General features: G+C 66.8%; 13 protein-coding genes and 5 pseudogenes. 14 read left to right on the top strand and 4 right to left on the bottom strand.

The window, feature by feature from the left end:
- Positions 1 to 22: 22 nt before the first annotated feature.
- The 3 genes and pseudogenes from tnpB to FKP22_RS01575 form a co-directional block, all read right to left on the bottom strand.
- Positions 23 to 373, bottom strand: a complete 351-nt coding sequence (gene tnpB, locus FKP22_RS01590; protein WP_141284533.1) for an IS66 family insertion sequence element accessory protein TnpB — start codon at positions 371 to 373, stop codon at positions 23 to 25.
- Entirely contained in the window at positions 349 to 798 is a 450-nt protein-coding gene (gene tnpA / locus FKP22_RS01585) for an IS66-like element accessory protein TnpA (protein WP_141284531.1), read from the bottom strand. Before tnpA ends, tnpB begins: the two co-directional genes overlap by 25 nt.
- An 85-nt stretch (positions 799 to 883) precedes the next feature.
- Positions 884 to 1,749 (bottom strand): annotated as a pseudogene (locus FKP22_RS01575) (IS3 family transposase); the annotation flags it as partial.
- Positions 1,750 to 1,938: 189 nt separating this feature from the next.
- Between FKP22_RS01575 and FKP22_RS01570 the strand changes: the two are divergent.
- The 14 genes and pseudogenes from FKP22_RS01570 to FKP22_RS01510 form a co-directional block, all read left to right on the top strand.
- Positions 1,939 to 2,799 (top strand): fumarylacetoacetate hydrolase family protein, encoded by an 861-nt coding sequence (locus FKP22_RS01570; protein ID WP_141284525.1) that lies wholly within the window; start codon positions 1,939 to 1,941, stop codon positions 2,797 to 2,799.
- Between the two features lie 22 nt (positions 2,800 to 2,821).
- On the top strand, positions 2,822 to 3,403 hold the full coding sequence (locus FKP22_RS01565; RefSeq protein WP_141284523.1) for an amino acid synthesis family protein: 582 nt from the start codon (positions 2,822 to 2,824) through the stop codon (positions 3,401 to 3,403).
- A 46-nt stretch (positions 3,404 to 3,449) separates the two neighbouring features.
- The gene (locus tag FKP22_RS01560; RefSeq protein ID WP_141284521.1) at positions 3,450 to 3,992 is read left to right on the top strand and encodes a cupin domain-containing protein; all 543 of its coding nucleotides are present in this window, start codon (positions 3,450 to 3,452) and stop codon (positions 3,990 to 3,992) included.
- Positions 3,993 to 4,021: 29 nt separating this feature from the next.
- Complete coding sequence (locus tag FKP22_RS01555) at positions 4,022 to 4,564, top strand: VOC family protein (protein WP_141284519.1); 543 nt, start codon at positions 4,022 to 4,024, stop codon at positions 4,562 to 4,564.
- Between the two features lie 70 nt (positions 4,565 to 4,634).
- Positions 4,635 to 4,997 (top strand): nuclear transport factor 2 family protein, encoded by a 363-nt coding sequence (locus FKP22_RS01550; RefSeq protein ID WP_170200693.1) that lies wholly within the window; start codon positions 4,635 to 4,637, stop codon positions 4,995 to 4,997.
- Positions 4,998 to 5,025: 28 nt separating this feature from the next.
- Positions 5,026 to 6,594 carry a bifunctional 3-(3-hydroxy-phenyl)propionate/3-hydroxycinnamic acid hydroxylase gene (locus FKP22_RS01545; protein ID WP_141284515.1) on the top strand — a complete coding sequence of 523 codons (1,569 nt, stop codon included), beginning with the start codon at positions 5,026 to 5,028 and terminating at the stop codon, positions 6,592 to 6,594.
- 38 nt (positions 6,595 to 6,632) lie between these two features.
- Positions 6,633 to 8,063 carry an aldehyde dehydrogenase family protein gene (locus FKP22_RS01540; protein WP_141284513.1) on the top strand — a complete coding sequence of 477 codons (1,431 nt, stop codon included), beginning with the start codon at positions 6,633 to 6,635 and terminating at the stop codon, positions 8,061 to 8,063.
- 208 nt (positions 8,064 to 8,271) lie between these two features.
- Positions 8,272 to 9,381 carry an alcohol dehydrogenase catalytic domain-containing protein gene (locus FKP22_RS01535; RefSeq protein WP_141284511.1) on the top strand — a complete coding sequence of 370 codons (1,110 nt, stop codon included), beginning with the start codon at positions 8,272 to 8,274 and terminating at the stop codon, positions 9,379 to 9,381.
- 334 nt (positions 9,382 to 9,715) lie between these two features.
- Positions 9,716 to 10,105 (top strand): annotated as a pseudogene (locus FKP22_RS34470) (3-(3-hydroxy-phenyl)propionate transporter MhpT); the annotation flags it as partial.
- A 52-nt stretch (positions 10,106 to 10,157) separates the two neighbouring features.
- Positions 10,158 to 10,589, top strand: coding sequence for a hypothetical protein (locus FKP22_RS33640; protein ID WP_231011238.1), 432 nt, complete (start codon positions 10,158 to 10,160; stop codon positions 10,587 to 10,589).
- Between the two features lie 166 nt (positions 10,590 to 10,755).
- Positions 10,756 to 11,192, top strand: a pseudogene (locus tag FKP22_RS01520) (transposase); the annotation flags it as partial.
- 365 nt (positions 11,193 to 11,557) lie between these two features.
- Positions 11,558 to 11,713, top strand: coding sequence for a hypothetical protein (locus FKP22_RS31710; protein WP_170200691.1), 156 nt, complete (start codon positions 11,558 to 11,560; stop codon positions 11,711 to 11,713).
- 190 nt (positions 11,714 to 11,903) lie between these two features.
- Positions 11,904 to 12,233 (top strand): GntR family transcriptional regulator, encoded by a 330-nt coding sequence (locus FKP22_RS01515; RefSeq protein ID WP_141284503.1) that lies wholly within the window; start codon positions 11,904 to 11,906, stop codon positions 12,231 to 12,233.
- 21 nt (positions 12,234 to 12,254) lie between these two features.
- Positions 12,255 to 12,521, top strand: a pseudogene (locus FKP22_RS01510) (FCD domain-containing protein); the annotation flags it as partial.
- A 976-nt stretch (positions 12,522 to 13,497) separates the two neighbouring features.
- Here the strand turns inward: FKP22_RS01510 and FKP22_RS01505 are convergent.
- A pseudogene (locus FKP22_RS01505) lies at positions 13,498 to 14,350 on the bottom strand (transposase); the annotation flags it as partial.

Below are 14,350 nucleotides of genomic sequence, written 5' to 3'. Positions count from 1 at the left end.
GCGCGACACCACCGGCATGATCTCAGCCGACCCGCTCGTACAAGCGCCGCGGGTGCCGCTGCACCACGCCGATGTCAATGCCTTCGAGCAGCCAGTGCAACTGCTCCACCGTCAGCGTGGGCACGTCCTGCTCGCTGGGCCAGATGAACCGGTCCTGCTCCAGCCGTTTGAGCAGCAGCCAGAAGCCGTTGCGCTCCCAGCCCAGCACCTTGACCCGGTTGCGCTGGCGGTTGCTGAACACGTAGACACACGCGGCGAACGGGTCCAGCCCGAGTGCTTGCTGCACCAGGGCAGCCAGGCCGTTGATGTTGAGCCGGAAGTCCACTGGCGCGCGGTGCAGGTAGACCTTCAGCCCTTCGTCGAGCCGGAACACCTCAGCCTCCCGAGTGCTTCAATCAGATGGCCGGCATGTCGTGCGTCGACACCCCGCAGATCGAACGCCACGCCGTTGGGCAGACGGGCCTGCAGGTGCATCGCAGCACTGCCATCGGCCGGCGCCGCCGGGGCCTGCATCACCGGCACTGCCATGAATGCCGACGGCGGCGATGTCACCTGTGCAACGGGTGCGACGGGTGCAACGGACACACGCGGGCGACGCACATGGCCGTGCTCGCGCAGCCAGCGGCTGACCTGATTGGCATTGACGCCGCACTCGCGCGCCAGGCGCGACACCGACGCGCCTGGCTGCAAACACAGCGCCACCAGTTCCGCCTTCGCCTGCGTGTCGTACACGCTGCGCCCGTCGTTCTTGCGGCCTACCACCAGCCTGCGCCTGAGCTCTTGCAATTCGTCTGTCATCACGTTCCCACGTTCGTCTACGTGGGAACGTAGGCTGTCAGCTCTCAGCCGGGAGTTCAAGGACGGGGTTTATTGATCGCTTACCGATGAGGATGTGCCGGATGTGATGCTCCTGCGTCCACGCGATGAAGGCCCGGCTCGTGAACTCCGGCCCGTTGTCGGTTCTGACCATCGCTGGGTAGCCCCGAAAGCGCGCCGCCTGATCCAGCAGCCGGGTCACGTACAAACCGCTGATGCCGTAGTCCACGGCGATCTCCACGCATTCGTGGCTGAAGTCATCGGCCACCGTCAGGCACTTGATGCGCCGTCCACCGGCCAGGCTGTCGCTGACGAAGTCCATGCTCCACACCTCGTTGATGCGCTGGGCGATGTTCAGCGGCGTGCGCTCCATCGTGCGCCTGCGCACGGCCAGGTTGGCCGCGCTGTAGAGCCGGTACACCCGCTTGTGGTTGACGCCCGGAAGTCCAGGCGCAACAGGTCATGCACGCGCCGGTAGCCAAAGCGCCGACGCACGTGCGCGATCTCGACGATCTTGTCCTTCAGCGTCTGCGCGCTGGGCACTGGCGGGTGTCGGAAGCTGTCTCGGCTTAGCCCCACAAGCCAGCACGCGCGACGCTCGGACAACTGATGCTCATGCATCAGCCGCGTGACCATCTCGCGCCTGGCCTGTGGGGCTACCTTTTTTGCCCCGAGCACGCTCTTGAGCGCATGCAGGTCCAGATGGGCCTCGGCCAGCAGGTGCTTGAGCTTGCCGTTCTCCGCCTCCAACTCGCGCAGCCGCCGCGCCTCGGATACATCCATGCCGCCGAACTTGGCGCGCCACTTGTAGAACGTGGCGTCCGAGAAGCCGCCCTTGCGGCAGATCTCCGCCACCGCCATGCCGGCCTCGGCCTGCTTGAGGAACCCGATGATCTGTTCCTTTGTGAACTTGATCTTCCTCTTGTCCGCGATTCTCCTGAATGGCGGACCCCTTGCTACTTCAGATTGGTACGGCCTGTGGGGAGCAGGTCACTCGGGTAAACCACTGCCCTTCGCCCTCCATGCTCGCTGGACACGCGCCGGCGTCGGCGGTAGCATTGTGCATGGTCGAATGTTTTATGCGCAAATTTCGACTGACAACGAACATTCGAGGAAGTCGATATGAAACTGCTCTCTTACAAGCGCGATGGCCGTGAAACTTGGGGCGCCGTGGTCGGTGACGGCGTCGTGGAACTCGCCGGCCCGACCGGCTGTGCCACGCTCGCCGAGTTCATCGGCAGCCCCGGCTACATCGATCGGGACGCGCTCGTCGCGGGCAAGGCCGCCGAGGTGGCTCTCTCGGAGATCGAGTTCCTGCCGGTGATCCCGCGGCCGGAGAAGATCGTCTGCGCCGTGCGCAACTACATGGATCACCACCAGGAGGCGCTGGCCGCCGGCCTGCAGCGCGAGCTGTCGGACTTCCCACCGGTCTTCCTGCGCGTGTGGCGTTCGCAGACCGCTCACGGTGCGCCCATCGTGCGTCCGCGCGTGTCCGAGACGTTGGATTGGGAAGGCGAGCTCGCCGTCATCATCGGCGAAGGCGGCCGCAACATCGCGGAGGCGGACGCCTACAAGCACGTGGCCGGCTACGCCTGCTACAACGACGCCAGCGTGCGCGAATGGCAGTTCCACGCGAAGCAGATCGCTTCGGGCAAGAACTTCGAATCGACGGGCGGATTCGGCCCCTGGATGGTCACCGCCGACGAGATCGAGCCCGGCCGCAAGCTCAAGCTTGAGACGCGCCTGAACGGCGAGGTCATGCAGTCGGGCGACACCAGCCTGATGATCTTCTCGATTCCGAAGCTGATCGCCTACGCGTCCACCATCTTCACGCTCGCGACCGGCGACGTGATCGTCACGGGCACGCCGGCCGGCGTCGGCTTCGGCCGCAAGCCGCCGATGTACATGAAGGGCGGCGACGTCGTCGAAGTCGAAATCGAAGCCGTCGGCACGCTCCGCAACCCGATCGTCGATCAAGCTTGAACCCCGATTCGAGAGAAAATCCATGTCGCTCGTAGATATTCGAAAGACGCACCTCGCGGTCGAGGAGATATTCCATGAACGCGGCCCGCGCGCGGCCCAGCCGCTGGTCGTGGCAACCGCGCTCGCAATCATCCGCAACCCTTACGCGGGACGGCACGAGGCCGACCTGATGGGCTTCATGGCCGAACTGCGCGCACTCGGCACGCAGTTGTCGACGCGGCTGGTCGAGGCCCTGGGCGGCGCGGATCGCGTGCAGGCCTACGGCAAGGGCGCGATCGTCGGCGAGGATGGCGAACTCGAACACGGCGCCCTCTGGCACGAGGCCGGCGGCTGGGCCATGCGTGAGGTGCTGGGCCAGCCCAAAGCGATCGTGCCGGCGGCCAAGACCATCGGCCACATGGGTACGCGCCTGATGATCCCGCTGGGACATACCCAGGCGGCGTATGTCCGAAGCCATTTCGGTACCGCGGAGATGACGGTGTGGGACGGGCCGCGCCGCGATGAGATCGCGTTCGGCCTCGCGATGGCCACGGGCGGTCGCATCCACGCCCGCATCGGCGGCCTGGCGGCGGCGGACGTCAAGGGGCTCGACGGCCTGCGTTGACCTCGCTCGATCGAGCATCCATAAATCAATCAGACGGAGACAAGCCATGCAGATTCGACGTGTCATCACGGGCAACGGGCCCGACGGAAAGTCCCGCGTGCTGGCCGACGGCGCGGCTCCGCGCACGACCGACTTCAAGAGCGTTCCGGGATTTTCGCCAACGCTGCTGTGGTCGACGAACGGCGGTGCGAAGGTGGGCCGGTCCGGCGTCGACGACGTGACCCCCACGGCCACGTGGACGCCCGGTGCCGGCGGCACCCGCCTCATGATCGTCACCTTCCCGCCGGACGCGGTGATGATGCGCGCGGACTTCGATCCCGCCGCCTTCGGCGCCGAATTCGGCGGCGCGATGCCGGGCCTGGCCGAGACGTTCGAGATGGACAGTCCCGGGATGCACACCACGGACTCGATCGACTACGACGTCGTCCTCGACGGCGAGATCACGCTCGAGCTCGACGACGGTCAAGAAGTTCTCCTGAAGCGCAGCGACGTCGTGGTGCAGCATGGAAACCGGCACGCGTGGCGCAACAAGAGCCACGCGCCGGCGGTCATGCTGTTCGTGCTGGTGGGCGCCGAACGCGCCGCTTGAGCGCTCACACTCCGTACGAGCGAGAACTCATGACTGCCTCCGCACTTCCGAACCTCTCCCATGTCGGCGTGTTCGTCCACGACCTGCCGCGCATGGTCGATTTCTACACCTCGGTCTTCGGCCTGAAGATCACCGACCGCGGCATGGGCAAGACCTTTCGCAACGAGCTGGTCTTCCTCAGCGCGCGACCCGAGCAGCACCATCAGCTCGTGCTGTCGTCGGGTCGTCCGGCGGAGGCGGTCTTCAGCACCGTGATGCAGCTCTCGTTCATAGTGCAGGCCCTCGACGACCTGCGCCGTGTCAAGCAGGACGCGCTGCGGCTGGGCGCGAGCCAGATGCGCGGCCTGAACCATGGCAATGCGCTGTCGATCTATTTCTCCGACCCGGAAGGCAACACCGTCGAGGTGTACCTGGACACGCCGTACTACGTCGCGCAACCGCATGGCGATCCGCTGGATCTCGAGAAGGCCGACGCCGAGATCTGGACCGAGACCGAGCGCATCTGCCGCGCAGATCCGACGTTCCTGCCGCGCGAGGAATGGCAACGGCAGTTCTCGGCCGAGTCGGCCTGACCTCCCCACTTCACGTCGCAAGGAATCCTCGATGTCGCCTTCGACTCTTGAGGGCGCGACGAGTCCGTCGGTGACCAGCGTGCTCGCGGCCTCGCGCAAGCGAGCCGAGGCGCTCGAGACGCGGGACGGATCGCTCCTGCGCACGCTGCTGGCCGAGGAACTCCGCTACACGCACGCGACCGGCATCACGCACGATCGCGAAGGGTACCTGGCATTCGTCCGAGACCGACAGCAATTTCGCCGCGTGTCGCTCGCGGTGGCCTGCACCTTCGAGGATATGGACACGGTGGTGGTCCGCGGCCAGTTGTCGCAGACCATCCAGCGGCACGGTGAATCGCAGCGGATCGACGTCCAGTCCCTGGCGACCGAGATCTGGGTCCGGCGCGACGGGTGGCGATTCGCGGTGTTCCAGTCGACGCGATTGCCAGGCTGACGGTTCGCGAAAGATCAATGAGAGACATATGTTCGATGCGGATGTGATCGTCGCGGGACTCGGGCCCACCGGCGCCGTGCTGGCCGGCCTGCTGGCTCAGCGCGGCCTGCGCGTGGCCGCGTTCGACAAGCTGCCCGACCTGTTCCCGTTGCCGCGCGCGATCGGCTTCGATCACGAGGTCATGCGGGTGATGCAGGAACTCCGGATCGCGGATCGCGTGTGCCGCCACTCCGCACCGTACCGACCGAGCGAGTACCTGGGCGTGGAGGGCCCGCTGATCAAGCGGCTCGATTCCGCGCCGGCCCCGCACCGCCTGGGTTGGGCGCCGAACCACGTGTTCGACCAGCCCGCGTTCGAGCGCGAGATCCGTCAGCGGCTGACCGAGCTCGAGCTCGCGCAGGTGCACTATTCGGCCGAGATCCAGGACAGCGGGGAGGGCGACGGGCACGTCTGGGCCGACGTCCGCCTGGCCGGCGGCGACGTGACGCGCTTCACGGCGAAGTACCTCGTGGCCTGCGACGGCGGCGCCAGCCCGATCCGCAAGAAGCTGGGCATCAAGCTCGAGGATCTGGGGTTCGACGAACCGTGGCTGGTGGTCGACGCGATCGTCCCGGACGCGAAGCTGGCCGACCTGCCGCAGACCCAGGTCCAGTATTGCGAGCCGGAGCGCCCTTGCACGTTCGTCGTCGGGCCAGGCAATCACCGGCGCTGGGAGGTGATGCTGTTGCCCGGCGACAGCCTGTCGGCCAACTTTCCGGACGAGGAACTCTGGCCGCTGCTGGCGCGTTGGGTGAAGCCCGGCGAGGTCAAGCTGTGGCGCGCCGCCGCCTATCGCTTCCACGGGCTCGTGGCCGAGCGCTGGCGCAGCGGGCGCGTCCTGCTCGCGGGCGACAGCGCCCACATGACGCCACCGTTCATGGCGCAGGGCATGGTGCAGGGCATCCGCGACGCCCAGAACCTGGCGTGGAAGCTGCGCCGCGTGATCAAGGGCGAGTCGTCGGATGCGCTGCTCGACACCTACGGGAAGGAGCGCCGCCCGCACGTTCGCGCGACGACGGCGGCGTCGATCGCACTCGGTCGCGTCATCTGCGAGCGCGATCCCCAGCGCGCACGCGAGCGTGACGCGCGCCTGCTCGAGGAGCACGGCGGATCGATCAGGACCACCATCCGGCAGAACATGATTCCCGACCTGACCGGCGACCTCGTGGCGGAGGACACGTCCGGTGCCGGCACGCTGTTTCCGCAGCCGTTGATCCGTGCGCGCGGCGCCGAACCTGTTCTGCTCGACGAGGTCACGGGACCCTGCGTACGCGTCGCGTGTGCGGGCCCGCTCGCGCCAGAAGACGCCGCCGCGCTCATGGCGGCGCTGCCCGCCGGCGGTCGACTCATCGTCCTCGAGGACGACGACGCCGACCCGCCCGGCGAGGTCGTCGCGGTGCGCGAGGAGGGCCCGGTGATCGGCCCCTGGCTGGCGCAGCTCGGCGCAATGATCGCAGTCGTTCGTCCCGATCACTACGTCTTCGGCACCGCCGGGGACGTTCAAGGCGCACTGCGCCTGCTGGCCCGGCTGCGCGAGCGGCTCGCCCCAACACCCTGACTCGCGCCGGCGCCGCCGGACATCCTGGAGACGTGGACATGAATCGCAACTTCATCGCGGGCGAGTGGCTCGAGGGCGCCGCCGTGCGCCGCAACATCAACCCCTCCGACACGCGCGACCTGGTCGGCGAGTACGCGCATGCCGATGTCGCCCAGACGGAAGCCGCCATCGCCGCAGCGCATGCGGCATTTCCCGCCTGGGCGCGCGGGTCGGTGCAGGCCCGCGCCGACGCGCTCGACCGGATCGGCAGCGAGCTGCTCGCCAGGAAGGCCGAGCTCGGCGACCTGCTGGCGCGCGAGGAAGGCAAGACCTTGCCCGAGGCTATCGGCGAAGTGGCGCGCGCCGGCCAGATCTTCCGGTTCTTCGCCGGCGAGGTCGTGCGTGGTGGCGGTGAGCACCTGCCGTCCGTGCGGCCCGGCGTCGAGGTCGACATCACGCGAGAGCCGGTCGGCGTGGTCGGCATCATCACGCCTTGGAATTTCCCCATCGCAATTCCGGCCTGGAAGATCGCGCCCGCATTGGCCTATGGGAACTGCGTGGTGTTCAAGCCTGCCGACCTCGTGCCCGGCTCGGCGTGGGCGCTGTCCGAGATCATCTCGCGCGCGGGGCTGCCGCCCGGCGTCTTCAACCTCGTCATGGGGCCGGGAAGCCGTGTCGGGCAGACGCTGATCGACCATCGCCACGTCAACGCGCTGACGTTCACCGGCTCCGTGGACACCGGTCGACGCGTGCTCGCGGGGACCTCAGCCCGGTTTGCCAAGGTGCAGCTCGAGATGGGCGGCAAGAACCCGCTTGTAGTGCTCGACGACGCCGACCTCAAGACCGCGGTCGAGTGCGCCGTCCAGGGCGCCTTTTTTTCGACGGGCCAACGCTGCACGGCGTCGAGCCGCCTGATCGTGCAGAAGGGCATCCTGCCGGCGTTCGTCGACGGCGTCACGGAGCGGCTGCGCGCCCTGAAGGTGGGTGACGCGCGCGCGGCCGGCACCGACATCGGCCCCGTCGTCGACGCCGACCAGCTCGCGCAGGATCTGCAGTACATCGACGTCGGTGGCAGCGAAGGCGCCCGGCTCGTGGTGGGCGGCGCGCAACCGAAGCGGGACGCGCCGGGCTTCTACCTCGAGCCGGCGCTGTTCGTCGACGCATCGCCGGAGATGCGCATCGCCCGCGAGGAGATCTTCGGGCCGGTCGCGTGCGTCATCGCGGTCGACGACGTGGACGGCGCCATTCGCGTCGCCAACGACACCGAGTTCGGCCTGTCGGCCGGGATCTGCACGACGTCACTTCGCCACGCGACCCGATTCAAGCGCGAGGCGGAGGTTGGGATGGTGATGGTCAACGTGCCGACGGCCGGCGTGGACTATCACGTGCCATTCGGCGGTCGCAAGGGCTCGAGCTACGGCTCGCGCGAGCAAGGGCGCTACGCCGCCGAGTTCTTCACCACCGTCAAGACCGCCTACACCGCGGCCTGAAGGCTCACAAGCCACCGATCCTATCGGGCCGGGCGGCTGCTGGCGGAGCGCTGCCCGAGCGACGCTTCTACTGGCGTTGTCTTGCGGGTTAGCCCCGATGGGGGAAGACCGTCGCGAAGCGCCTATTCACGCAAAGAAATAATCTTTATGCACATAAAATAAAAGTGTGCATATAGACCGAATCACACGGCGCCTCAGGAGACAGCTGATGAAGACGATGAAAGTAGCGCGCATGCACATGGTGGGCTGCCCGATGGAACTGGAAGACATTCCCGTTCCGACGCCGGGCCCTCAGGACGTGCTGGTTCGTGTTCGGTCCTGCGGGATCGTCCCCAACCTGGCCAACATCCTCTCCAACTGGCCGACGTGGTTTCCCGAGCGTCCCTTGCCGCCATTGCCCGCGATCTTCGGCCTCGACCCGGCAGGCGAGATCGCTGCCGTCGGCTCGCAGGTGCACGCCTGGAAGGCCGGCGACCGCGTCTACGTGAACCCGGGTCGCTACTGCGGCGGCTGCCGCGCCTGCCGCTACGGCGACCACATCAACTGCACGCACTACACGTTCAACGGCTATTTCGGCTTCTCCGAGAAGTCGCTCCCCATCTTCCAGGCCTATCCGTACGGCGGCCTGGGCGAGTACATGACGGCGCCGCAGTATTCGCTGGTCTCGCTGCCCGATTCGGTCACCTACGACCAGGCCTCGCGCTTCGGCTACCTGGGCACCGCGTACTCGGCCATGCGCAAGGCCGGTGTCGCGCCGGGCAAGAACCTGCTGGTCAACGGCATCAGCGGTACGCTGGGCCTGGGCGGCGCGCTGTTCGGCCTCGCGATGGGCGCGACGCGCATCCTCGGCACCGCCCGCAACAAGGGGCTGCTCGAACGTGTGAAGGCGCTCGCGCCGTCGCGCATCGAAGTGCTCTCGCTGGAAGATGGCCGCTCTATCGATGAATGGGCGCTCGAGGTGACGCAGGGTCAAGGCATCGACATCTTCATCGACGCCAGCGGCCCGGGCGCGCCGCACGAGTCGTTCCTGCAGGGCATGCGTTCGCTGCGCCGTGGCGGCCAGACGATCGACATCGGCGCCGCGGCCGGGTCGCTACCGGTCGACATCCACACGATGATGGACTGCCAGCATTCGCTGGCCGGCTCCCTGTGGTTCTCCGCGGGAGAGGGCCAGGATATGGCCGACATGGCCGCCGCGGGCCTGCTGGACCTCTCCGTGTTCGAGCAGGTCAAGTTCCCGCTGGCCAAGGTCAACGAAGCGATCTCGGGCATCGAGAACCGCAACGGTGGCTTCGGCAACTTCGTCGTGAACCCGTGAGCGGAGGACATCATCATGACAAGCTCTGCTCGCGCCGCTTCGCGTGAACCTCTCGACGGCCACGCCCGTCTGACCTGGTTTCTCTGCGGCCTGGCCTGCGCGCGCAGTTCGGCCTGTCGGTGGCCCCAATGGGATTCGTCTTCAGCGCAAGCATCATCGGGCTGCTGCCCGGTGCCGCGATCTGCGGGTGGCTGTCCGATCACGTGGGGCGCAAGCGCATCCTGCTTGGCTAGATGGTCGCCTTTGCGCTCGCGTCGCTGCTGACCGCCCACGCCCCGGGGTACACCGAACTGCTCGCCTGAAGAACACCGCGGTCACGACGGTGTACTGCGGCATGCCGCTGGGCGGCGCCACGGCGGCCGCGATCGGCTTGTTGAACGCGACTGGCGATTGGCGGTTGGTGTTCTACGTCGGCGGCATCGCGCCGCTGCTGTTGGCACCGGTGCTCATGGCATTCCTGCCCGAGTCGCGCCAACTGCTCGCACGTTTGCATCCCGCCGCGGGAACGGGCCTGGGTTCACCCGCCAAGCCGACGCTGGGGTCCGCACTCTTCGCGCCCGGCCGCGCGGCCTCGACCTGGCTGTTGTGGGCCAGCTTCCTGTTCACGCTGCTCGTCGTCTACTTCCTGCTGAACTGGTTGCCGTCGCTGCTGATCGGCAAGGGCCTGACCAAGCCGATGACCGGCGCGGTCATGATCCTGTTCAACGTCGGCGGCGCCATCGGCTGCGCGGTGCTGGGGGTGTTGATGGGTCGCTGGCGTCCGCAGCGGGTCATCCGTGCTGGTGTTCGCCGGCATCCTGGCCTCGCTGTCCGCGCTCGCCTCGGTCGATGGATTCGCCGCCCTGGCCGTCATCGGCTTCCTGGCCGGCACCTGCGTCCTGGGCGCGCAGTCGCTGATCTACGCGTTGGCACCGGGCCCGTATCCGGTCGATGTCCGGGGCACCGGCGTCGGCACCGCGATTGCCATCGGGCGCATCGGTTCGGTGGCCGGACCGGCGCTCGGCGGCATGCTGCTTGCGGGCGGGCAATCGGCCAGCATGGTGATCGCCTCGGCAATCCCGGGCGTGGCGATCGCGGCCACCTGCACCTTGCTGCTGGTGAGACGCCTCGCTGCGATGCAGGCCGTCGCCGCCACCGATCCGGTAAACCGGCTGCCGGCGTCGGCTCCCGTGGCCGAACTGAACTTGCGGCGCCGCAAGGCGGCCTAGCCCGCAGTACCCCGAGAGCGATCACGCTGCCGTCAGAGCAGTGGGTCGCGTCACGCCAGAACGCTCCTTTCGTGAGGCTTCGTCGAAGCCTGCGTTGGTCGAGCTCGCCCATAACTATTCGAGGAGACAGACATGCAAGCCCCTTCCCGCCGTCGTTCGCGCGCCCGCCGAGTTGCAGGACTTCCACCGCTTTGCCTCGCCGCGGCAGTTGATGGCCTATGTTGGCCTGGTGCCGGGCGAGCACAGCTCAGGCCCAAGCGCCGCCAGGGCAGCATCACCAAGGCCGGCAACAGCGCGGCCCGGCGGATGTTGGTCGAGGTGGCCTGGCACTACCAGCACGAGGCCAGGGTCAGCCCGGTCATCGCCAAGCGCCAGGACGGGCTGCCCACCACGGTGACCGACATCGCCTGGAAGGCCCAGCTGCGGCTGACCAGCAAGTTCAAGCGGCTTACCGCACGGCGGGTGATGAAGAACAAGGCCGTGGTCGCCGTGGCACGCGAACTGGCAGGCTTCGTCTGGGCCATTGGCTGCGAGGTACAAGCCTCGGGTTGGCGGGGCTTGCCTGCGAGTGCGGTTGCAGCCCCGGTCGGCCCCGCGCATTGAACACCCTCTGCTTTTGACTTTGAAACTCAAGACGGGAGGTCTCATCGAACCATCCCAACCAGCGGCCGGATCGGGAGCGCGGCGCAGCCACGGCCATCAGGGCAATCCTCGGCAACGTTATTGAGCGCCACCGCAGCAATGCGGCCCGGCGACCTCAGCCCCTAGACCGAAGGCAGGCCTGCGACGAACACTTGTCTTGCGGTACCCAACCTGCGCATATCAGCATGACCAACCGTCGCGCATCCCCACGGGTGGCATCCAACGGCTCCGTCGCGTTCCCCGTCCGGCAACAGGTCCCTCAATCCCATCTGTGTCGCAGGGGAAATGCCTTTGCCGATTGACAGGAAGAGGCTATATCAGCGTTCATGCTGATCCTGATCCTGATCCCGGCCCTGGCCTGCTTCCTGTTGAAGCCCAAAGTTGGCAGCGTGGTCGCGGCGGCCTCTTCGACTTCGCGGCCGGTGACGGAGGCGGCCCAGCCCGGCGGCGGGACAACCGCGGGACGCCTGGCGGCGTCTTGATCGGATGTCCTCCGGCACGCGAAGCCGCTGCGCATATCTTTGTGCACAAATGATAGTCTTGTGCGCAATACATGCTCTATGGCATAGTGAGCGTATATGGAAACGCTCACCGCACCTACCAAGGAAGTCGACGCTCTTCCGCTGGGCGAGCGCGCCTATCAGGAGCTGCGCCGAGTGATCGTCCGCTGCGATTTCAAGCTGGACGGACCGTCTGCGCGTCGAGGAACTCAGCCGCCAGTACGGCCAGAGCAGCAGCCCGCTACGGGAAGCACTCAATCGGCTGGTGCATCAGGGTCTGGTTCGTTCCATCGACAACCGTGGTTTCCGCGTCGCGCCGATCTCCATCCAGGGGATCGCCGACCTAACGCGCGTGCGCCTGCTGATCGAAACCGAGACCCTGCGCGACGCTCTGCAGAACGGTTCCGAAGACTGGGAGGGCGACGTCGTCGCCTCGTTTCACGGGCTGTCCTCCGTCGAGAAGAAGCTCACCGAAGGCCCGCTCGTCCTCGACGACAAGTAGTCCGACCGGCACCGCGTCTTCCACTTGGGCATCTATGCCGGGTGCTCGTCGCCATTGCTGAAGAACATGGTCGAAGGACTCTTCGACCAAGCCGAACGCTATCGACGTTTCTCCGCACGGTTTCGCACGGGCGAGCGCTCGAAGGGTACGGAGCACCAACGCATTGTGGATGCCGTCCTTCAACGCAACGTCGATGCGGCGTGCAGCCTGATCCAGGGTCACATCCGCTCCACGGAGCTGAACGTGACCGAGAGCCTGCGCGCCATGCAGGCGGCCAGCGCCGGATGACCCGCTGCGGCCGCGCCGCGGCTGGACTCTGCCGGTCTCCTGCGCAGAATGCAGGCTTATCTCGCGTTCGACAGAGATCGTCGATCGAGATCGCGCCTATCGTTCCGCCGCGCTTACCAACGCGTCAACGCGGTTCGCATTGAACTTGACGACACCATTCGAATGGGAGTCAAGGCATGCGAGTCCGCGCAGCCATGAACAGTGCGTTCATCCGGACACTCGGAAAGTCCTGCTCCTGCAGCTCTCGCGCGCGCTCAAGCGTCGGCACTGGCGCATCGCGATTCGTCGGCTGCTGGTGATGCGTGCGTATGGATTCGAGATTCCCGCGTGGCATCGGACCGAGACGGAGCGCCTGCTGGCGGGATGTCCCGAGACAGCATTGCAGAGGATCCGCGAGCAGGTCGAGTCCTGGGCCGAGATGAGATGCATGCCAAGAACAGCCTCTTCCCAGCACTGGCCACCGGTTGACAAGTTCGATTACCTCCACGCGCTCTCGAGGCGCACATCGCGATCCGATGAGTAAAAGGATGATCGTAAGTACCCGGCGATCACATCTTGAAAACCCGCCACCACCCGAGATGATGTCCATTTGTTCGTGGACACAAGCATCCTTGTCCCGCTACGTCAATTCAATTTGACTTGGCCGACGCATACCTTTGTCCCGCGGTCTGGTTCTGATTGCTGCCACGGTGTCTATTCCGACGGGCCGCCGACAACGGCAGCCATAGCCAGAGCGCCTGTTGCGGGTGGCGGTGGTGAGTGGTGAGCTTCTGTTGATGCCAGGTCATTGTGAGCCTGGGCGTGTCCCCGCACCGCGGGGCCGGGCTGTTGCGCTGCGCGGCAAACCGCTGTCTAAGGCCCAGCGTCTCGCCCCTGACGGGCCGCCATCCCTTACGCAACACGACCAGGTCAGCATAGCCGGCGGGAATGACGACCGCGGCCCTTCCGGTGCGCGTCAAGCTACTTGTCGCCTCGGTCACGCAGCCAACGGCTGAATGGGTTCGCGGCGAGATGCCGCGACGACGACCGAGTCGCGTTCCGGGTTGAGGGTGACAGCCTTGATGTGCGACCAGTCGCGCGTATTGCCTGACCACCGCGCCGGGTTGCGCTCGCGAGCCTGCTGATAGACCTCGTGCCGGGCCGCGAGGATCGCAACGTCGCGGCCCTCATGGCGCTGCGCCGGGCTGACATAGCGGATGCCGCTGTGCCTGTGATCATGGTTGTACCAATGCACGAACTCGCGCGCCCATTCGCGCGCCGCGCCAAGATCGGCGAAGCCCGCGGCGGGGAACTCTGGCCGGTACTTTGCCGTGCGGAACAGGCTCTCGATGAAGGCGTTGTCGTCGCTCACGCGCGGCCGCGAGTACGAAGGCTTCACCCCCAGCCACCACAGCATCGCCAGCACCGTGGTGGCCTTGAGCGTGGCGCCGTTGTCGCCATGCAGCACAGGCCTTTCGTCGCGCGGCATCGCGTGGATGGCCTCGGCCAGCGCAGTGCGCTGCATGGTCCGAGTGGTCGTCTTCGTGCACCTCGAAGCCCACGATCTTGCGGCTGTACACGTCCAGGATCAGGTACAGGAAGAACCAGCGGCCGGCGACTTCCGTGGGCAGGAACGTCATGTCCCAGCACCAAAGTTGTCGCGGGGCGGTGGCGATGTGCGTGGTCGGCGGACGGCTCTTGCGGGGGGCCTTGGCACGGCCGCGGTGGCGCGTCTGCCCCTGCGCATGCAGCACGCGCTGGAAAGTCGACTCGCTGGCGATGTAAACGCCCTCGTCGGCCAGCGTTGGCACGATGCGCGCGGGCGGCAGGTCGGCAAAGCGCGGCTCGTT

The sequence above is a fragment of the Ideonella azotifigens genome (assembly GCF_006519715.1).
Taxonomy (GTDB): domain Bacteria; phylum Pseudomonadota; class Gammaproteobacteria; order Burkholderiales; family Burkholderiaceae_C; genus Ideonella; species Ideonella azotifigens.
This window is presented reverse-complemented; position numbering and strand designations above follow the sequence as displayed.